The sequence below is a fragment of the Streptomyces sp. NPDC021100 genome (assembly GCF_044333095.1).
Taxonomy (GTDB): domain Bacteria; phylum Actinomycetota; class Actinomycetes; order Streptomycetales; family Streptomycetaceae; genus Streptomyces.
On record NZ_JBIRQH010000001.1, the window covers coordinates 552,199 to 571,941 of the forward strand.

Genomic DNA, 19,743 nt, shown 5'->3' on the forward strand with positions numbered 1-19,743 from the left:
ACTATTTTTCCGGAGATTTCTCGAGGCCCTCGTGCCGCTCCGGCTCACGGCCGGCGCAGAGGGCCAGGACGTCGGCCCCGAACCGGCCCAGCTTGCGGGCTCCCACGCCCGAGATGGCGGCGAGCTCCCCCTCCGTCTCCGGCACGGCCTCGGCGATGGCCAGCAGCGTCTTGTCGGTGAAGACGCAGAAGGCGGGCTGGCCGAGCCGCCGGGCCTGGTCGGCCCGCCAGTCGCGGAGCCGCTCGTGCAGCCCCTCGTCGAGGTCGCTGGGGCAGTCCTCGCAGCGCAGCAGTTTGATCTCGCCCGCGTCGGTCAGCGTCCGGCCGCAGACCCGGCAGCGGGCCGGCCGGCGCGCCCGTGATGGGGCGCCGCCGCGCGATCCGGCGGCCGACCGGCCGCGGCCGTCCTCGGAACCGTCCTCCGGACCGGCACCGAAGCCAGTCCCGAACGAGACGTGGCCGCGGGCGGACGGCGAGCTCGCGGCGGCCGGACCCTGCGCCGGGGAGCCGGGCCGCAGGCCGTTGAGGAAGCGGCTGGGACGCCGGGAGGGCCGGCCGCCGGGCGAGCGGGAGAGGGCCCACGACAGGGTCAGGTGCCGGCGGGCCCGGGTGACGCCGACGTAGAGGAGGCGGCGCTCCTCCTCCAGCTGCTCGTCCGTCTTGGCGTAGGTGATCGGCATCATGCCCTCGGTGAGGCCGACCAGGAAGACGGCGTCCCACTCCAGGCCCTTGGCGGCGTGCAGTGAGGCGAGCGTCACACCCTCGACCGTGGGGGCGTGCTGGGCCTCCGTCCGCTCCTGGAGCTCGGTGACCAGGTCGGCGAGGCCGGCGCCCGGGCGGGCGGCGGCGAAGTCCTCGGCGAGCCGCACCAGGGCGGCGAGGGATTCCCAGCGGTCGCGGACGGCGCCCGAACCGGCGGGCGGTTCCGTGGTCCAGCCCCGGGTGGAGAGGACGGCCCGCACCTGGGCGGGCAGGTCCTCGGCGCCGGCCAGCTGCGGATCGGTGCCGCCGCCCGCCCGGGCGGCGCCGCGCAGCAGGATCTGCGCCTCGCGCACCTCGGGCCGTTCGAAGAACCGCTCGGCGCCGCGCAGCTGGTAGGGCACGCCGACGTCCGCGAGGGCCTGCTCGTAGACCTCGGACTGGGCGTTGATCCGGTACAGCACGGCGATCTCGCTCGCGGGCACCCCGGAGGCGATGAGGTCGCGGACCCGGCGGGCGACGCCCTCCGCCTCGGCCGGCTCGTCGGCGTACTCGGCGTAGGCGGGCTCGGGGCCGCGCTCGCGCTGGGAGACGAGCTCCAGGCGGTGCTCCGCGGCCTTCCCGCGGGCCTGAGCGAGCAGCCCGTTGGCCAGGTGCACCACCTGCGGTGTGGACCGGTAGTCGCGGACGAGCCGGACGACCGTGGCCCGGGGGTGGCGGGAGCGGAAGTTCAGCAGGTGGTCCGGGGTGGCGCCGGTGAAGGAGTAGATGGTCTGGCTGGCGTCGCCGACCACGCAGAGGCTGTCCCTGTCCCCCAGCCACAGGTCCAGCAGGCGCTGCTGGAGGGGGCTGACGTCCTGGTACTCGTCGACCACGAAGTGCTGGTACTGCCGGCGGACGGTCTCGGCGATGTCCTGCCGGTCCTGGAGGACGGCCACGGTGAGCAGCAGGACGTCCTCGAAGTCGATCACGCCGCGCTCGCGTTTGAGCTGCTCGTAGATCCCGTAGATCTTGGCGGTCTCCCCCGGGTCGCGGGGGGCGTCGCGGCCGGCCTTGACGAGGGCGGCCGGATAGTCCTCGGGGACGGTCTGGGTGACCTTGGACCATTCGATCTCGGACGTCACGTCCCGCAGCTCGTTGCGGTCCAGCCGGATCCGGCAGCGGGCCGCCGCCTCCGCGACGATCTGCACCTTGCGCTCGGCCAGCCGGGGCAGCTCGCCGCCCACGGCCTTGGGCCAGAAGTACTGGAGCTGGCGCAGCGCGGCCGAGTGGAACGTCCTGGCCTGCACCCCCGCCGCGCCGAGCTGCCGCAGCCGGCCGCGCATCTCGCCGGCCGCCCGGTTGGTGAAGGTGACGGCGAGCACGCTCGTGGGCTGGAACACCCCGGCCCGCACGCCGTACGCGATCCGGTGGGTGATCGCGCGCGTCTTGCCCGTACCGGCACCCGCCAGCACGCACACCGGCCCGTCCAGCGCCGTCGCCACCGCGCGCTGCTCCGGGTCGAGCCCGTCGAGCACGGCGTCGGCGGTCTCCGGCACCTGGGGGAAGAGAGGGGAGTGCGTTGCTGCTGTCACGCAGCCATGCTGCCAGGTCCGCGGAGGTGACCGGGAACGTTGTCCACAGGTGAGGCCCTGCGGTCATACCATCACTCCGGTGACAGCCCGGTGCGGGCGCGCGGGCGGGGCGGGAATGGTAGGAGAGGGGCGCACGTTCTACCACCGGAGCTTCGCTCCCCCAGCTCGCCTGCAGAAGGAGTCCCGATGTCCGCCGTGACGATGTACAGCACCACCTGGTGCGGCTACTGCCGCCGTCTGAAGAGCCAGATGGACCGCGAGGGAATCGCGTACACCGAGGTGAACATCGAGCTCGACCCCGAGTCGGCCGCCTTCGTGGAGAAGGCCAACGACGGCAACCAGACGGTCCCGACCGTCCTGTTCTCCGACGGCTCGACGCTGACCAACCCCTCGCTGGCCCAGGTCAAGGCCAAGATCGGCGCCTGACGGCGGCCGGCTCGGTCCATGGGAAGGCCCCCGCCGCGGCGGGGGCCTTCCCATGCTCCGGACCGGTCCTACGGAAGCGGTTCGCCGTACCAGAGTTCGACGAGGCGGGCGGCGATGGAGATGCCGGTGGGGGGCAGGACCTCGCCGGAGGCGAAGGCGGCGCGGAGATCGTCGCGGGAGAACCAGCGGGCCTCGTGGATCTCCTCGCCGTCGACCTGGATCTCCGGGGAGGTGGCGCGGGCGAGGAAGCCGAGCATGAGGCTGGAGGGGAAGGGCCAGGGCTGGCTGGCGACGTACTCGACGTCGCCGACCACGACGCCGGCCTCCTCGGCGACCTCGCGGCGGACGGCCTGCTCGATGGACTCGCCCGGCTCGACGAAGCCGGCGAGGGTGGAGAAGCGGCCCTCCGGCCAGTGCATCTGGCGGCCGAGCAGGGCGCGGTCCTGGTCGTCGGTGACCAGCATGATGACCGCGGGGTCGGTGCGCGGGTAGTGCTCGGCGCCACAGGCCGGGCAGCGGCGGATGTGGCCGGCGGCGGCGATGACCGTGCGCTCGCCGCAGCGCGAGCAGAAGCGGTGGAGGCGCTGCCAGTTCTCCAGGGCGACGGCGTGGACCAGCAGCCCGGCGTCGCGCGGGGAGAGCAGCAGGCCCGCCTCGCGGAGTCCGGCGGGCCGTGCGGACTGGTCCATGCGGCCGGGCAGGCTGTCCTTCTGGAGGGCGAAGTAGGCCACCCCGTCCTCGTCCTGGCCGAGGAAGTAGCGGTGCGTCTCGGTGGGCGGCGCGTCGAACGCCGGCGTCATCACCAGTTCCGTACGGCCGTCCGGGGTGTCGTCGATCAGTGCCTGGCCGCCGGAGACCACGAACACGCGGGTCGACGGGTGACTCCACGCCGCCGACAGCCACGCCTCGTCCAGCCGGTGGTGCGCGGCGCGGTCGATGCCGCTCGATCCGCTGAGCGTGATGCGGTCGGCGGCGAATTCGGTCCTGGTGGTCACGGCTGCTTCCAACTCCCCCTGGTGGTGATGGCGGTGGTGCGTGTGGTGCGTCATGGGCCCGGGCCGGTTCAGCCGGCGCGGCGGGTCCAGGACGTGTCCCCCGTGGCGAGGTCGTCCCAGAGGTGGGCGGCGGTCTCCACGCCCTTCATGAGGAGGTCGAGCTCGACCTTCTCGTTCGGCGCGTGCCAGCCGTCGGAGGGCACGGAGATGCCGAGGAAGAGGACGGGGACGCCGAGGACGTCCTGGAGGTCGGCGGCCGGTCCGGAGCCGCCCTCGCGGGTGAAGCGGACCGGCTGCCCGAAGGCGCGGCCCATGGCGCGGGCGACGGCCTGGAGGGCGGGGTGGTCGAGCGGCGTCAGGCAGGGGCGGGTGGCGCCCGTGAACGTGAGCTCGTGGCGGACGCCGTCCGGGAGGCGGCCGGCGATCCACTCCCGGACGGCCCGCTGCACGCGGTCGGTGTCCTGGCCCGCGACCAGGCGGAAGGACAGCTTCAGCTGCGCGGAGGACGGGACGATCGTCTTGCCGCCGGCGCCCTGGTAGCCGCCGCCGATGCCGTTGACCTCGGCCGTCGGGCGGGCCCAGACGCGCTCCAGCGTGCTGTAGCCGGCCTCGCCGAGGGTGGCGTGCGAGTGCGCCCCGCGCGTCCAGCGCTTCTCGTCGAACGGCAGCTCCGCGAAGAGCTCGCGCTCGCGGTCGGTGAGCTCGACGATGCCGTCGTAGAAGCCGGGGATCGCGACGCGGCGGTCCTCGTCGTGCAGCGCGGCGGCCAGCCGGGCGGCCTCGGTGGCCGGGTTGGGCACAGCGCCGCCGAACGCGCCGGAGTGGATGTCCTGGTCCGGCCCGTACAGGTCGACCTGGCACTCGACCAGGCCGCGCAGGCCGGTGCAGACGGTCGGGGTGTCCTCGGCCCACATGCCGGTGTCGGAGACGATCACGGCGTCGCAGGCGAGGCGGTCCGCGTGCGCGCGGAGGAGGCCGGGGAAGTTCGGCGAGCCGAACTCCTCCTCGCCCTCGATGATCAGCTTGAGGTTGACGGCGGGGGCGGTCCGGCCGGTGGCCGCCAGGTGGGCACGGACGCCGAGGGTGTGGAAGAACACCTGGCCCTTGTCGTCGGCGGCGCCGCGGGCGTACATCCGGCCGTCCTTGACGACCGGCTCGAACGGCTCGGTGTGCCAGCCGTCCTCCCGGGCGGCCGGCTGGACGTCGTGGTGGCCGTAGACGAGGACCGTCGGCGCGCCCTCGTCGCCGGAGGGCCACTCGGCGAAGACGGCCGGGGCGCCGGCGGTCTCCCAGACCTCGGCGACCGGGAAGCCGGTCGCCCTGAGCCGGTCCGCCAGCCAGTCCGCGCTGCGGCGTACATCGGCCGCGTGGCCGGGGTCGGCCGACACGGAGGGGATGCGCAGCCACTCGGCGAGGTCGTCGAGAAAGGCGGCGCGGTGTTCCTGGATGTACGCGCGGACGGCACTGTCCGGGGTGTCGCTCATGACGTCGAGCCTAGCCGGACACGGGCCGTGACCGGGACCGGGTTTGTCTCACTCACCCTCCCCCATCAGGATCCTCTCCAGCCCCGCCCGGTCCGGCAGCCCCGTCGGGCGGACCACGCGGCCGTCGCGGACGTGGACGAAGGCGGCGGAGACGGCCGACGGCGGCAGGCCGTGCCGCTCGGCCCAGGCGAGGCGGTAGACGGCGAGCTGGAGGGGGTCGGCGGTGCCGTCCCGGCCGGTCTTCCAGTCGACGATCTCGTAGGCGCCGTCGGCTTCGTCCTCGGTCCGGTAGACCGCGTCGATCCGGCCGCGGATCACCCGGCCCGCGAGGGTGATCCGGAACGGCGCCTCCACCCGGTACGGCGTGCGGTGGGTGTACGGGGTGCGCTCGAACGCCGCCTTGAGCTCGGCGAGGTCCCGTTCGTCGGCGATCCCGGTCTCGTCGGGCCCGGCCGCCTCGTCGTCGTCCAGGCCCCCGGGCAGCTCGTCCGGCCCGAGGAGCGGCAGCGGCAGCGCCTCGAAGCGGGACTCGACCCAGGCGTGGAAGCGGGTGCCGCGGCGCGCGGCGGGCCGCGGCGGGCGGGGCATCGGCCGGGCCAGCTCGCTCGCGAACGCGTCGGGGTCGGCGGCGAGCCGGACGAGCTGCGACGCGGTCAGGGACGCCGGCAGCGGCACCTCGTGCACGCTCGCCCGCGCCCTGCGGAGCTCGCCCGCGAGCACGTTCAGGTCACGGTCCCAGGAGGCGGCCAGGCGGCTCTCCTCGGGGGTGAGGCCGGCGTGGGGCACCGCTTTCCGGGCGGGGGCTCCCGTGGCGGGGGCCTGGTCGGGGGCGCCGTCCAGGGCGAACGACGCGTCCGCGGCGGAAGCTCCGTTCGAGGCGGCGCGGCCGTTCTGAGCCGGAAGCCCGTCCGGGGCGGCCGGCTCAGCGGCGGAGGCGTCGTGCGGCCCGGCGCCACGCCGCTCGTGCCGGGGAGCCGGTACGGCGGGTTCGGGGCGCTGTGCCGGATCGGGCGCCGGAGTCGTGGGTGCCGTGGGCTCCTCGGGTGGCGTCGGGCGGGTGGTGGGCAGGGCGTCCCAGTCCGTCAGGGCGGCGTCGGCCTCGTGCGCGAGGTCTCCGTACGCCTCGTCGTACGCCTCCTCGTCCTCCTCCGGCGGAGGCGGCCACTCCGGGTCATGGGCGGGCACCGGCGCCGGGGCGGGGCCGGGGAGGCGGCCCAGGCGGGCGCGGACGGCCGCGGCGGCCTCGCGGCGTCGGGTGAGGGAGTCCGGGTCCAGGGGGAGCGGCCAGGCGCGGTCGGCCTCGGCCGCGTCCAGGGCGGGGTTGGTGGTGCCCTCCTCCGGGGGGTCGGCCCACGCCTCGGTCTCGCCGTGCCCGGCCTCGCAGTGCTCGCGCAGGGCGTGCAGGAAGGCGGACGGGCCGCGGGGCCGCTTCTGCTCGGGGCCCCACCAGTGGCCGGAGGCGAGGAGGAGGGAGCGGGGGCGGGTGAAGGTGACGTAGCCGAGACGCAGTTCCTCGGTGGCCTGGTGGTCCTTCATCGCGGCCTTGAAGGCGGCGATGCCCTTGCCGTCCCAGGCGGGGACCTCGGGGAGGGTGTCGGCGTCCCCGCGCAGGGCGTGCGGGAGGACGCGGGCCTGGGAGGTCCACGCGTCCCGCGCCTGCTCGCTCGGGAAGGTCTTGGCGACGAGCCCCGGGACGGCGACGACGTCCCACTCCAGGCCCTTGGACTTGTGGGCGGTCAGGACCTTGACCGTGTCCTCGGCGCCGGGGAGGGAGCTGTCGAGCCCCTTCTCGTACTGGACGGCCGTCCGCAGGAAGCCGAGGAAGGCGGGCAGGCCGGCGTCGCCGTCCAGGCCGGCGAAGCCGGCGGCGACGTCCAGGAACTGGTTCAGGGTCTCCCGGCGGCGGGCCGCCAGCGCGTGCGGCGAGGCGGAGAGCTCGACCTCCAGGCCGGTGGTGGCGAGCACCCGGTGCAGGACGTCCATCAGGGGGTCGGCCAGGCTCCGCCGCAGATCGCGGAGTTCGGTGGCGAGGCGGGCGAAGCGGACCCGGGCCTCGGCGGAGAAGGGCAGGCCGTCGTCGGACGCGTCACCGGTCAGGAAGGTGTCGAGGGCGTCGGCGAGGGAGATCACCTCGGCCGGGTCGCGGCCCTCCACGGCCTCGGCGAGCCGCCGCTCTGGGTCCGTACCGGCGCTGCCGTACGGCACCAGGGTGCGGGCGCGGCGGCCGAGGAGGGCGAGGTCGCGCGGCCCGATGCGCCAGCGGGGGCCGGTGAGGAGGCGGACGAGGGACGCGTTGGCGGTGGGGTCCTGGAGGACCTCGCAGACGGCGACCAGGTCGGCGATCTCGGGCAGGTGGAGCAGCCCGGAGAGGCCGACGACCTCGACCGGGACGTCCCGTTCGACCAGCGCGCCCTGGATCCGGGCGAAGTCGGCCGCCGTGCGGCACAGGACGGCGACGTCGCCGGGCCGGGTGCCGGTGCGCACCCGGTGGGCGATGGAGTCGGCGAGCCAGGCCAGCTCCTCGGCCTGGGTGGGCAGCAGCGCGCACCGCACGTACCCGTCCCGCTCGGCGCCGGGCGCGGGCCGCAGCGCCTCGACGCCCTCGTGGAGGGCGCGCAGGGGCGCGGCGAGGCCGTTGGCGAGACGGAGGAGCCGGCCGCCGCTGCGCCGGTTCTCGCTGAGGGCGTGGCGGGCGGCGGGGCGGCCGTCGGCGTGCGGGAAGTGGCGGGGGAACTCGTCCAGGTTGGCGACGGAGGCGCCGCGCCAGCCGTAGATGGCCTGGCAGGGGTCGCCGACGGCGGTGACCGCGTGGCCCGTGCCACCGCCGAACAGGCCGGCAAGCAGCAGGCGTTGGGCGACCGACGTGTCCTGGTACTCGTCGAGGAGGACGACGGAGAACTCCTCGCGGAGGATCCGGCCGACCTCCGGGCGGGTGCGGGCGAGCTCGGCGGAGAGGGCGATCTGGTCGCCGAAGTCGAGGAGGTCGCGGCGGCGCTTCTCCGCGCGGTACGCGGCGACCAGGCCGGTGAGTTCGCGCCGGGCGCGCGCGGTCTCGGGGACCTTGCGCAGGTCGGCGTTGGTGAGGCGGGCGCCGTCGAGGTCCTTGAGGAGGGCCTCGTCGTGAGCCAGCAGCTCCTCCGGCTCGACCAGGTGCTCGGCGAGCTCGGCGTCGAGGGCGAGGAGGTCGGCGACGAGGTCGGCGAACGGGCGGGTGAGGGCCGGGTGCGGACCCGGGGAGGTGCGCAGGACGCGGGCGGCGAGCTGGTAGCGGGTGGCGTCGGCGAGGAGGCGGGCGGTGGGCTCCAGGCCGATGCGCAGGCCGTGCTCCTTCAGGAGGCGGCCGGCGAACGCGTGGTACGTGGAGATCCGCGGCTCGCCGGGCCCTTCCTCCTCCGTGGCCTCCCCCGCCGTCACTCCTGCGGCGGCGAGCGCCTTGCGGACGCGCTCGGCGAGCTCACCGGCGGCCTTGTTGGTGAAGGTGAGGCCGAGGACGCGCTCGGGGGCGACCTGCCCGGTGCCCACCAGCCAGACGACGCGGGCGGCCATCACCGTCGTCTTGCCCGACCCGGCCCCGGCCACGATGACCTGCGGGGCGGGCGGCGCGGTGATGCAGGCCGTCTGCTCCGGGGTGAAGGGGATGCCGAGGAGCTCCTTGAGCTGCTCGGGGTCGGTCAGGCGCGGGGTCACGTCACAAACGGTAACCGGGGGCACTGACAAGCACCGCCGGCCGGCCTTACCGATCTTGTCCGGCCGGTCTTGTGTCCGGCCCGGCCTTGTTCAGCCCGGTCTTGTCCGGTCCGGTCTTGTCCGGTCCGGTCTTGTCCGGCCCGGTCTCGTCCGGGAACGCGTCGGCCGCTTGGCGCGGGCACTCGGGCGCCGGGCCGTCCGTGACCGGTGTCATGGGCGACTCGCCGTCCGTTCCCCGGACGCCGCGTCGCCCGTCCCCGCCGTTCCGTCCATGCCGGGCACCCGGGCCCTCACTCGACGATTTGGCGGCCCTCCGGGCGGGCCGAGCAGGAGGAGCGGAAGGCGCAGTGCGCGCAGTGTGTGCCGGGGCGCGGGGCGAACCGTTCGTCCAGAACGCGTCCGGCGGCGGTGGCGAGGAGGTCGCCGATCCAGTCGGCGCCCTCCTCGCCACCGTCGGACAGCGGTTCCTGGGCCTGCACCTTGGGCAGCGCGTCGCCGCCCTCCTTCTTGGTGGCGCCCTGCCGGAGCTGGACGAGTTCCGCGCCGCCGGGGCGCGGGCGTACGCCGTCGAAGACGTCGTCGACGGCGCCGTGCCGGACCGCGAGCTGGTAGACGGCGAGCTGGGGGTGGCGGGCCACCTCGGCGGCGGTCGCCGGGGTCTTGCCGGTCTTGAAGTCGACGATGTAGGCGTGGCCGGCGGCGTCCCGCTCCACGCGGTCCATGGAGCCGCGGACACGGACGAGCCGGCCGCCCGCGGTGAGGGTCACGTCGAAGGGGTGCTCGGTGGCGACGGGGGTGCGGCCGCGTTCCATGACGTGCCAGCGAAGAAAGCGCTCCAGGGCCGCCCGCGCGTTCTCCTTCTCCTGCCGGGACTTCCAGGGCGCGTCGAAGGCGAGCGCGTCCCAGACGGTCTCCAGGCGCTCCATGAGGACGGCGAGGTCGGCCGGGGTGCGGCCGGAGGCGACCTCGTCGGCGAGGACGTGCACGACGTTGCCGAATCCCTGGGCCGTTCCCGCGGGCGCCTCGGCGCGTACCTCGCGCCCCAGGAACCACTGGAGTGAGCAGGTGTCCACGAGCTGGCCGACGGCCGAGCCGGACAGGGCGACCGGCTGGTCCTTGTCGCGGAGCGGCACCTCGCTGTGCGTCGGCTCGTACAGGCCCCACCAGCGGTCGGGGTCGGCGGCCGGGACGAGCGGCCGGTCCTCGTCGTCGCGCAGGCCGGCGAGCCGGGCGAGCCGGTCGGCGGCGGCGGCCCGGAGGGCGTCCGAGGCGGCGGGGTCCACGGTGGTGGCCCGCAGCTCGGCGACGAGCGCGGCGACGGCGAGGGGGCGGCGGGGGCGCTGGGTGACATCGACCGGTTCGACGCCGAGTTCGGTGAGGAAGCGGGACGGCTGGTCGCCGTCCTCGGCGGCGGCCTTGACGGCCGTGACGACGAGGCGCTCGCGGGCGCGGGTCGCCGCCACGTAGAACAGCCGGCGCTCCTCGGCCAGCAGCGCGCCGGGCGGGAGGGGTGCGGCGAGGCCGTCGCGGCCGATACGGTCCGCTTCCAGCAGCGAGCCGCGGCGGCGCAGGTCGGGCCAGAGGCCCTCCTGCACCCCGGCGACGACGACGAGCCGCCACTCCAGGCCCTTGGAACGGTGCGCGGTCATCAGCCGGACGGCGTCCGGGCGCACGGCCCGGCGGGTGAGCGTGTCGGCGGCGATGTCCTGGGCCTCCAGCTCGTCCAGGAAGCCGAGGACGTCGCGGCCGCCGACGCGCTCCTCGGCGCGGGCCGCCGTCTCGAACAGGGCGCAGACGGCGTCGAGGTCGCGGTCGGCGTTGCGGCCGGCGGCGCCGCCGCGGTGCGCGGCGCGGCGCAGCCGGTCCGGCCAGGGCGCGGGGTGCCGGGGCGTGCCGTTCCACAGCGTCCACAGGGCGTCCTCGGCGGTGCCGCCGGCCCGGAGCCGGTCCCGGGCGGCGCTCAGCAGCGCGGCCAGGCGCTGCGCGCCCCGCGCGTACGCCGGATCGTGCGCCACCAGCCGCTCCGGCGCGGCGAGCGCCTCGGCGATGAGCACGTCCGAGGCCCGCGGCGCGGTACGGCCGGCGGACCGCTCCTCCTCCCGCAGGGCCCGCCCCAGGCGACGCAGGTCGGCGCCGTCCATGCCGCCGAGGGGGGAGGTGAGGAGCGTCAGGGCGGTCTCGGGGGTGAGCACGCCGGCTGCGGCGGGGGCGGGCGCGGCCGGGCGCTCGTCCGCCGCGCCCTCCTGGGCCGGGCCGGGCCCCGGCCGGCCGTCGGGCTCGGGCGCTGCGCCGGGCTCGCGCTCGGGCGTGGGGGCAGTGGCGGGAGCGGCGGCGGGCTCGGGCGACACGTCGATGCCAGACCGCGTGGCCGAGCCGGGCGCCGGGGCGGAAGCGGGTTCGGCGGCCGTGCCGGGACCGGAGCCGGCCTCCGGCACGGCGCCGGGCTCGCGCGCGGGCGTGGAAGCGCGCTCGCGCCCGGTCGCGGTGGGGTCACCCTCCGGGCCCGTCCCGGTGTCTTCGGCTCCGGCGAGGCCGTCCTCGTCCGACGCGGCCGCGGGGACGCGTCCCCGTCCGCCTGCGGGGACGGGAGCGTCATCCCCGGGCTCGGCAAGGGCACTCTCGGCTCCCGGAGCTTCGCCCCCGGGCTGGCCGGGGACGTCCCCGCTCAGGCCGGGCAGGGACGTCCGCTCGGACGCGGGGGCGCTTCCCCGCTCGCCTCCGGGCCCGGGGGCGTCGTCCCCCAGCTCGCCAAGGGCGCCCCCGGGCCCGTCCGCGGCGTCCCCGCCCGGCCCCGGCGCCGTCGTCGCCCACTCCGCCACCACCCGCAGTGCCGTCAGCAGCGGCGCGACCGCCGGTTCGTGGCGGAGGGGGATGTCGTCGCCGTCGACCTCCACCGGTACGCCCGCCGAGGTGAGGGCGCGGCGGAGGGTCGGTATGGAGCGGGAGCCGGCGCGGACGAGGACGGACATGGCGCCCCAGGGGACGCCGTCCTCCAGGTGGGCGCGGCGGAGGATGTCCGCGATGTTGTCGGTCTCGGCGCCCGGCGTCGGGTAGGTGTACGTCTCCACGTGGCCGCCGGGGCGGACGGCCGTCAGGTCGCGGTGGGCGCGGACGGCGTCGGACGGGAGGCGGCCGAGGGGCATCCGGCGGGTGAGGAGGCGGGTGGCGGCGAGGAGGGCGGCGCCCGAGCGGCGGGAGGTGGTCAGGACGCGGACCGGGGCGGGCGAGCCGTCGCGGCGCGGGAAGGCCGTCGGGAAGTCGAGGATGCCGCCCACGTCGGCGCCGCGGAAGGCGTAGATGGACTGGTCGGGGTCGCCGAACGCGACCAGGGTGCGGCCGCCGCCCGCCAGCGCGCGCAGCAGCCGCGCCTGGGCGGCGTCGGTGTCCTGGTACTCGTCGACGAACACCGCGTCGTACCGTCCGGCGAGGTCCGCCGCGACCTCCGGCCGCTCGGCCAGCAGCACCGCGCGGTGCACCAGTTCCGCGTAGTCGACGACGCCGCGCGCGTCGAGTACGTCCAGGTACTCGGCGAGGAAGGCCGCCGCGGCCGACCAGTCGCCGCGTCCCGTCCGCTCGGCGAAGGCCGCCAGTGACTCCGGGCTCAGGCCCAGTTCCCGGCTGCGGGCGAGGACCGCGCGCACCTCGTCGGCGAAGCCGCGGGTGGTGAGGCAGGCGCGCAGGTCGTCCGGCCAGCGCACGGTGGCGCGGCCCGCACGCTCCAGCTCGGTCTGGCCGGCGAGCAGCTCCCGGACGGCGACGTCCTGTTCCGGGCCGGACAGCAGCCGCAGCGGCTCGGCGAACAGGCCGGCCTCCTGGTGGGCGCGGACCAGGGCGTAGCAGTAGGAGTGGAAGGTGGTGGCCTGCGGCGCCCGCGCCGCCAGCCCGTGCTCCCCCAGCCGGGCCGCCACACGGTCGCGCAGCTCCGCCGCGGCCTTGCGGCTGAAGGTCAGGACGAGCATCCGGTCGGGGTCGGCGCCGCGCCGCACGCGTTCGGCGACGGCCTCCACGAGCGTCGTGGTCTTGCCGGTCCCCGGTCCGGCGAGGACCAGCAGCGGCCCCTGCCCGTGCTCAACCACCGCGCGCTGTGCCGCGTCCAGTTCCGGGGGGACCACGCGCCCCGGAGGCGTGCGCACCAGGCGGTACGCGCCCGGCGCGGGCCGGGGTGCCCGCCGGCGCTCCGGGTCCTCCGGGCGCGCCGGGGCGAGCGGGCCGGGGGCGCCGGAAGAGCCGGGGATGCCGGAAAGGGGGGTGGAACTCACGTGAGGTGCCGGTCCTGCGGGTCGGGTACGGATCTCCGCGCGCCGTCGGGGCGCGGGGGTGGGGCGGCCCTCGACGCTACGCCAGGAGGCGGGTGGGGCGCAGGGCGTTCCCGGGGGCGTGAGGGCCGTTCGGGCACCTCACCCGTTCGGGTTGCCCGGCGGACGAGCGGATCAGGTGGCGCGTTTCACACGCCACGCGCCGCCGCGCGCGCCCTTGGCACGGGAGCGCGGAGCACCCTCGGCGACCGGCGAGCCCCCGGGCTCCTCGTCCCCGGCGCCACCCTCGTCCCCCTCTTTCACGTCTTTCACGAGCGGCAGCCCGTCCCACCGCGCCCGCGCCATCGCGATCCGCGGTACGTGCCCGTCGGCGGCGGGCCCGGCCGTCCGGAGCGGTGTGCCCTCCTCGCGGTAGTGGCCGAGCGCCGCCCGTTCGCGGCCGGGGAGGAAGACGCCGTCCGCGCGGACGACGCGCCACCACGGCACGGCGCCGCCGTACAGTGCCATCACCCGGCCGACCTGGCGCGGCCCGCCCTCGCCGAGCCACTCGGCCACGTCGCCGTAGGTCATCACCCGGCCCGGCGGGATCGTCTCGGCGACGGTCAGGACGCGCTCCGCGTACGCGGGAAGCTCGGGAGCCCCGAGGGCCTCGGGGGCGGAGTCCGCGGGATCCTCCGGAAGCCGGTGCGGCCCGGGCGGCGGCGATGCGTCGGTCACCCGGTCCATACTGCCGCAGGCGCCGCGCGCTTCGGGGGCCACCGTCCGGAGGTCCGGGTTCCGGAAGATCACCCAGAGTGCGCGATCGGACTACAGGGCGTACGATCCGAGGTCCGCGCCCCCGAAATGCACCCTGATACACCCTTGCCCGGCAGGGCCATGCCACCATCTTCCGGGCGGTGACTGGTGATACGAGAACGAGAAGACCAGGAAGACACGGACGACGAGCAGGGCGCGGGACCTCCTGAGGAGGCCGGCGCCCGCCAGGCGCTGCCCGGGAGCGGCGCGGGAGGCGGGGAAGCCGAGCGGCCGCGCCCCAGCACCCCGGCCCGCCCGGCCGGCTCGTCGTACCCGTGCGACACGAAGGACGGCGAGGTCCACATCGACAAGGTCTCCGGCGACGAGCCCCTGCTCCCCGCCCGCGTCCACCGCCCCGCCGACCTGGTGCGCATGCTGCTGGGCATCATCGGCATCGCCGTCGTCCTCGCCCTGGCCGCGTTCGCGCACGGCACCACCACCGGCCTCGCCAGCGACATCAAGGAGAGCGCCGGGCACGCCCCGCAGACGCTGGCCAACATCGCCGGTCTCACGGCCAACGTCGCGATCTTCATCGTGCCGGTGGCGTTCGCCGTCGAACGGCTGGTCAAGCGGGACGGCCTGCGCATCGCCGACGGCGTCCTCGCGGCCGTCCTCGCGCACGGCGTCTCGCTCGGCGCCGCGCTCTGGGTCGCCGAGGCCGCCCCGGAGTCCATCAGGGAGGCGCTCACCCGGATCACGCCGACCCACGAACTGACCGATCCGGTCCACGGCTACCTCGCCCCCGTGATCGCCTATATGACGGCCGTCGGGATGTCGCGGCGCCCGCGCTGGCGGGTCGCGATGTGGGCGGTACTGCTGCTCGACGCGTTCGCGGTGCTGGTCAACGGCTACTCGACGCCGTTCTCGATCGCCACCACCGTGCTCATCGGCTGGACGGTCGCCTACGGCACCCTCTACGCGGTCGGCTCCCCCAACGTCCGCCCCACCGGCCAGCACCTCCTGCACGGCCTGCGCCGCGTCGGCTTCAAGCCGGTGAGCGCGCTGCGCACGGAGGAGACCCCGGACGCCGAGCCGGCCCAGGGCACCGCGCACGACCGGGGCCGCCGGTACGTCGTCACGCTGGAGGACGGCCCGCCGTTGGACGTCACGGTCGTCGACCGCGAGCAGCAGGCGCAGGGCTTCTTCTACCGGCTGTGGCAGCGGCTCGCGCTGCGCGGCATCACGCAGCGGCGCAGCCTCCAGTCGCTCCGCCAGGCACTGGAGCAGGAGGCGCTGCTCGCCTACGCGGCCATCGCCGCCGGAGCCAACGCCCCCAAGCTGATCGCCACCAGCGAGCTCGGCCCGGACGCCGTGATGCTGGTGTACGAGCACGTCGGCGGGCGGACGCTGGACACCCTGCCGGACCAGGAGATCACCGACGAGCTGGTGGACGGCGCCTGGCGGCAGGTGCGCGCCCTGCAGTCGCGCCGGATCGCGCACCGGCGCCTGGACGGCGACGCGCTCCTGGTGGATCGTTCCGGCAATGTCGTCCTGACCGATCTGCGCGGCGGTGAGATCGCCGCCGGCGATCTGGTGCTGCGGATGGACGTCGCCCAGCTCCTCACCACCCTGGGCCTGCGGGTCGGCGCCGAACGGGCGGTGGCCTCGGCCGTCGCCGTGCTCGGCCCGGACGCGGTCGCCGACAGCCTGCCGCTGCTCCAGCCCATCGCCCTGACCCGCGCCAGCCGCGCCACCCTGCGCCGGCTCGCGCGCGAGCGCGCCCAGCGCGAACGGGACGCGGTGCTGGAGGCGTCCCGGATCGCCAAGGAGGAGCGGGCCCGGGAGCGGGCGGAGAAGGGCTCGGGCCCGGCGGACGACCGCCGGGCGCTCAAGGCCGAGAAGAAGGCGGAGAAGCAGGCGCTGGACGTCGCGGCCGAGGAGGCCCGCGAGGAGGACCTGCTGGCGCAGATCCGCCGCCAGGTGCTGCTGATCCGGCCGCAGGCGCCGATAGAGCCGGTCCGGCTGGAGCGCATCCGGCCGCGCACGCTGATCAGCTCCATCGCGGGCGCGATCGCCGCCTACTTCCTGCTCTCGCAGCTGTCGCACGTCGAGCTCGACAAGATCATCGACCATGCCAACTGGGGCTGGGTGGCGGTCGCCGCGGCCTTCTCCGCGCTCTCCTACTTCGCCGCGGCCATGCGGCTGCTGGGCTTCGTCCCGGAGAAGGTGCCGTACCTGCGGACGGTCATGGCGCAGGTGGCCGGCTCGTTCGTCAAGCTCGTGGCCCCGGCGGCGGTCGGCGGCGTGGCCCTGAACAGCCGCTTCCTGCAGCGGGCCGGGATCCGCCCGGGGCTGGCCGTGGCCAGCGTCGGCGCGTCGGAGCTGTTCGGCCTGGCCGCGCACATCCTGCTGCTGCTGACCTTCGGTTACATCACCGGCACCGAGCGGACGGAGTCGCCGCTCCCGCCGTCCCGTACGGTCATCGGCGGGCTGCTGACGGCCGCGGTGCTGGTGCTGGTCGTGACGGCCATCCCGTTCCTGCGGAAGTTCGTCTCGACGCGGGTGCGCTCGCTGTTCGCGGGCGTCGTGCCGCGCATGCTGGACCTGCTCCAGCGGCCGCGGAAGCTGGTCAACGGCATCGGCGGCATGCTGCTGCTGACCGCCGCCTTCGTGTTCTGCCTCGACACGTCGATCCGGGCGTTCGGCGGCGACATGAGCTTCGCCAGCGTCGCGGTGATCTTCCTGGCCGGCAACGCGCTGGGGTCGGCGGCGCCGACGCCCGGCGGCGTCGGGGCCGTGGAAGGCGTCCTCATCGGCGCGTTGACGCTGGCCGGGCTGCCGGCGGAGATCGCGACGCCTTCGGTGCTGCTGTACCGGCTGCTGACGTTCTGGCTGCCGGTGCTGCCGGGGTGGCTGTGCTTCAACCAGTTGACGCGGAAGGGTGCCATCTGAGGGGAGGGTACGGAAGTGGGGCGCCCTTCCGGGCCGTTGTCCCCTTCCGGACCGCTGCCCCCTTGCGGGCCGTTGTCCCCTTCCGGACCGCTGCCCCCTTCCCGTCAACGCCGCCCTTTCCCGTCACGCCGTCCGCTCCCGCCGCAGCAGCCACACCGTGAGCGCCGTCGTCAGGCACAGCAGGCCCCCGGCGGCGTACAAGCTCTCCCGCATGCCCGCGAGCGAGATGCCCGCCCCCGCGCCCCCGTCCGCTATCAGGGCGCCGGACACGGCGACGGCCAGTGCGCCGCCCGTCTGACGGACCGCGTTGAACAGGCCCGAGGCCGTACCCGCCCGGTGCCCCGGGACGGCGTCCATCAGCAGGGCCGTCAGCGCGGGGACCGCCAGCGCGCCGCCCAGACCGGTGGGCACGAGCAGGAGCAGCACCAGCCACAGCGGAGTGTCCGCCGACAGCGGCAGCAGCACGGCCATCGCCAGCGCCAGGACCGCCTGCCCCAGGACGATGACGGCGCGGCGGCCGATCCGCTCCGCCAGCCGCGGGGAGACCAGGTTGGCGGCGGTGATGACGACCGACAGCGGCACGAACATCAGCCCCGCCTCCGTCGCCGACATGCCGCGCGCTTGCTGGTAGTAGAGGCCGAGCAGGAAGACGAGGCCGTAGAAGGCCGCGTTGGCGGCGAAACCGGCCGTCAGGGAGACGGCGACCCGGCGTTCGCGCAGCATGCCCAGCGGCACCATGGGCGCGCGGTGCCGCTTCTCCACGGCGAGGAAGGCGGCGGTGGAACCGGCCGCGACGGCCAGTGCGGCGAGCACCGGCACGGACGTCCAGCCGCGGTGGCCGCCCTCGATCACCGCGTACGTCAGGCCGGCGAGGGCCAGGACGGCGGTGGCCTGCCCCGCCGGGTCGAGCGGCGCCGGCCGGCGCGCGGACGGCGCGGTACGGGCCAGCAGCGCCAGGATCACGGCGCCCACCGGGAGGTTGAGCAGGAACACGGCGCGCCAGCCCGCGTGTTCGGCGAGGATGCCGCCGAGCACCGGCCCGGCCGCCATGGACACCGAACCGCCCACCGTCCACAGCGCGATGGCCCGCGCCCGGCGCGCCGGATCGTCGTACGCCTGCCGGATCAGCGTGAGCGAGGCGGGCATCACGACGGCCGCCGCCGCGCCCTGCGCCAGCCGCGCCGCGATGAGCACGCCGATCCCGGGCGCGAGGGCGCAGCCGAGGGAGGCGAGGGTGAACAGGGCGGTCCCCCAGGCGTACGCCCGGCGCGCCCCGGACCGGTCCGCGAGCGCCCCGGCGGACATCATCAGCGCGGCGAACATCAGCGTGTACGCGTCGACGACCCACTGGAGGCCGGACATCCCGCCGTGCAGCGACGAACGGATGGCGGGCAGCGCGATGTTGACGGCCGAGACGTCGATGGTGATGACGGCGAAGCCGAGGAGGGAGGCGATCAGCGCGACAGGGGAGGCGGGGGCCGGGGACGGAGAAGCCGGGGAGGCAGGGGAGGCAGGGGCCGGGGAAAGGGCCGGGCGGGTATGGAAGACGGGTGGGCGGCGGGCGGTGATCCTGGGCATGTGAGGGGCACTTCCGGGAGGGAGGGGACGGAGGAAGGGGAGGGAAGGAGAAGGAGGACGGAACGGCGAGTGGGCGAGGGGCGTTGCGGTCGCTTCCGGGCGGGAGGGGACGGAACGGCGAGTGGGCGGGGGGTCGTCGGGGTCGCTTCCGGCGGGGCTGGACCTGCCGGGCGGGGCCGGACCTGCCGGCGTGGGGGCACCGCCGCGGGCGGTCCCCGCCGGAACGGCCGGCCGGGAGCCGCCCGGCGGCCGTCGTGCGGGCGGCTCCCACCGCGTCGGGGCACGACGTCGTACGCCTCCCCGCACCACGGCCGTCGGCCGCCCGCAACAGGACCAGCTTGGCGCGGCGTTCCGCCCGGCGGGAGGCCGCGGCGTTCCTGGCCCTGACACGGCCCCCCACCGCGCACGGCCTCCGGCGACAATGGCGGGATGACCGACAGCGGCACCGAACTGGGCAGATACCTGAAGGCGCGACGGGCGCGGATCACCCCCGAGGACGTCGGGCTGCCCCCGGGCACCGGACTGCGCCGGACGCCGGGCCTGCGCCGGGAGGAGCTGGCGACGCTCGCCGGCGTGAGCGTCGACTATTACACCCGCCTGGAGCGCGGCCGCGAGCGGAACCCCTCACCGGCCGTGGTCGACGCCCTCGCCCGCGCGCTGCGGCTGAACGGGGACGCCCACCAGCGCCTCCACGACCTGGCCGAACTCGCCTCCGGCCGGGTCCCCGAGCCGCGTACGCCCGCCGGGCCGGGGACCGGCGGGGAGACCGTGCGCGCGTCCGTCCTGCGGATGCTGGAGACCGTGCGGCCGCTGCCGGCGTACGTGGTGAGCCGGTACAGCGACATGCTGGCCGCGAACCTCCCGGGACGGCGGCTCATGCCCGGCCTCTGGGACTGGCCGCGGGAGGAGCGCAACATGAACCGGTACCTGTTCCTGCACCCGGTGGGGCGCACCCTTTACAACCCCTGGGAGGAGACCGTCGCCAAGTCCGTGGCCCACCTCCGCGCGATCGCCGGTGTCGACCCGGACTCGCCCCGCCTGGCCGCGCTGGTCGGCGAACTGCTGCTGAAGTCGCCCGAGTTCGCCAAGCTGTGGGAGCGGTACGACGTGAAGGAGCGCGTCGGCGGCACCAAGACGTTCAGTCATCCGAAGGTGGGGGCGATGACTCTCGTCTACGAGGTCATGCCGCTGTCCGGGACAGACGGTCAGCGCCTCGTCGTCTACCAGGCCGAGCCCGGCGGCGCGGACGAGGCGGCCATGCTGCTCCTGGATCCGGAGCGGGCCGCGGCATAAGGCGCTCCCCTCGCATCTGCCCGGACCGGAAGCCGTTCTCCCTTGCACTTGCCGGGTGAACGGCT

General features: G+C 75.7%; 11 protein-coding genes. 3 read left to right on the forward strand and 8 right to left on the reverse strand.

Going from position 1 to position 19,743, the window contains the following annotated elements; all coding sequences use genetic code 11:
* Nucleotide 1: 1 nt before the first annotated feature.
* On the reverse strand, nucleotides 2-2,272 hold the full coding sequence (locus tag ACH4PU_RS02555; protein WP_398264754.1) for an ATP-dependent DNA helicase UvrD2: 2,271 nt from the start codon (nucleotides 2,270-2,272) through the stop codon (nucleotides 2-4).
* 186 nt (nucleotides 2,273-2,458) lie between these two features.
* Here ACH4PU_RS02555 and ACH4PU_RS02560 point away from each other — a divergent pair, with 186 nt between their 5' ends.
* On the forward strand, nucleotides 2,459-2,698 hold the full coding sequence (locus ACH4PU_RS02560; RefSeq protein ID WP_398264757.1) for a mycoredoxin: 240 nt from the start codon (nucleotides 2,459-2,461) through the stop codon (nucleotides 2,696-2,698).
* Nucleotides 2,699-2,766: 68 nt separating this feature from the next.
* Here the strand turns inward: ACH4PU_RS02560 and nudC are convergent, their stop codons facing one another.
* The 6 genes from nudC to ACH4PU_RS02590 all read right to left on the reverse strand — a co-directional run bounded on the left by nudC (nucleotide 2,767) and on the right by ACH4PU_RS02590 (nucleotide 13,846).
* Nucleotides 2,767-3,693: an NAD(+) diphosphatase gene (gene nudC, locus ACH4PU_RS02565; protein WP_398264759.1), complete on the reverse strand. Its 927-nt coding sequence runs from the start codon at nucleotides 3,691-3,693 to the stop codon at nucleotides 2,767-2,769.
* Nucleotides 3,694-3,761: 68 nt separating this feature from the next.
* Complete coding sequence (locus tag ACH4PU_RS02570) at nucleotides 3,762-5,177, reverse strand: dipeptidase (RefSeq protein ID WP_398264761.1); 1,416 nt, start codon at nucleotides 5,175-5,177, stop codon at nucleotides 3,762-3,764.
* Between the two features lie 48 nt (nucleotides 5,178-5,225).
* Entirely contained in the window at nucleotides 5,226-8,864 is a 3,639-nt protein-coding gene (locus ACH4PU_RS02575; RefSeq protein ID WP_398264763.1) for an ATP-dependent DNA helicase, read from the reverse strand.
* A gap of 46 nt (nucleotides 8,865-8,910) precedes the next feature.
* Nucleotides 8,911-9,078 (reverse strand): hypothetical protein, encoded by a 168-nt coding sequence (locus tag ACH4PU_RS02580; protein WP_398264765.1) that lies wholly within the window; start codon nucleotides 9,076-9,078, stop codon nucleotides 8,911-8,913.
* Between the two features lie 76 nt (nucleotides 9,079-9,154).
* The gene (locus ACH4PU_RS02585) at nucleotides 9,155-12,976 is read right to left on the reverse strand and encodes a UvrD-helicase domain-containing protein (protein WP_398265347.1); all 3,822 of its coding nucleotides are present in this window, start codon (nucleotides 12,974-12,976) and stop codon (nucleotides 9,155-9,157) included.
* 318 nt (nucleotides 12,977-13,294) lie between these two features.
* Entirely contained in the window at nucleotides 13,295-13,846 is a 552-nt protein-coding gene (locus tag ACH4PU_RS02590) for an MGMT family protein (RefSeq protein WP_398265350.1), read from the reverse strand.
* Between the two features lie 177 nt (nucleotides 13,847-14,023).
* Here ACH4PU_RS02590 and ACH4PU_RS02595 point away from each other — a divergent pair, with 177 nt between their 5' ends.
* Complete coding sequence (locus ACH4PU_RS02595; protein WP_398264767.1) at nucleotides 14,024-16,807, forward strand: flippase-like domain-containing protein; 2,784 nt, start codon at nucleotides 14,024-14,026, stop codon at nucleotides 16,805-16,807.
* 123 nt (nucleotides 16,808-16,930) lie between these two features.
* Here the strand turns inward: ACH4PU_RS02595 and ACH4PU_RS02600 are convergent, their stop codons facing one another.
* Nucleotides 16,931-18,385 (reverse strand): MFS transporter, encoded by a 1,455-nt coding sequence (locus ACH4PU_RS02600; protein ID WP_398264769.1) that lies wholly within the window; start codon nucleotides 18,383-18,385, stop codon nucleotides 16,931-16,933.
* Nucleotides 18,386-18,814: 429 nt separating this feature from the next.
* Here ACH4PU_RS02600 and ACH4PU_RS02605 point away from each other — a divergent pair, with 429 nt between their 5' ends.
* Nucleotides 18,815-19,678 (forward strand): helix-turn-helix domain-containing protein, encoded by an 864-nt coding sequence (locus ACH4PU_RS02605; protein ID WP_398264771.1) that lies wholly within the window; start codon nucleotides 18,815-18,817, stop codon nucleotides 19,676-19,678.
* Nucleotides 19,679-19,743: the final 65 nt, after the last annotated feature.

What these genes read in the sequence shown, in the direction of transcription:
- ACH4PU_RS02560 (WP_398264757.1), top strand. Translation starts at nt 2,459, where the DNA reads ATGTCCGCCGTGACGATGTACAGCACCACCTGGTGCGGCTACTGCCGC.
- ACH4PU_RS02570 (WP_398264761.1), bottom strand. Translation starts at nt 5,177, where the DNA reads ATGAGCGACACCCCGGACAGTGCCGTCCGCGCGTACATCCAGGAACAC.
- ACH4PU_RS02580 (WP_398264765.1), bottom strand. Translation starts at nt 9,078, where the DNA reads ATGACACCGGTCACGGACGGCCCGGCGCCCGAGTGCCCGCGCCAAGCG.
- ACH4PU_RS02590 (WP_398265350.1), bottom strand. Translation starts at nt 13,846, where the DNA reads ATGGACCGGGTGACCGACGCATCGCCGCCGCCCGGGCCGCACCGGCTT.
- ACH4PU_RS02600 (WP_398264769.1), bottom strand. Translation starts at nt 18,385, where the DNA reads ATGCCCAGGATCACCGCCCGCCGCCCACCCGTCTTCCATACCCGCCCG.
- ACH4PU_RS02605 (WP_398264771.1), top strand. Translation starts at nt 18,815, where the DNA reads ATGACCGACAGCGGCACCGAACTGGGCAGATACCTGAAGGCGCGACGG.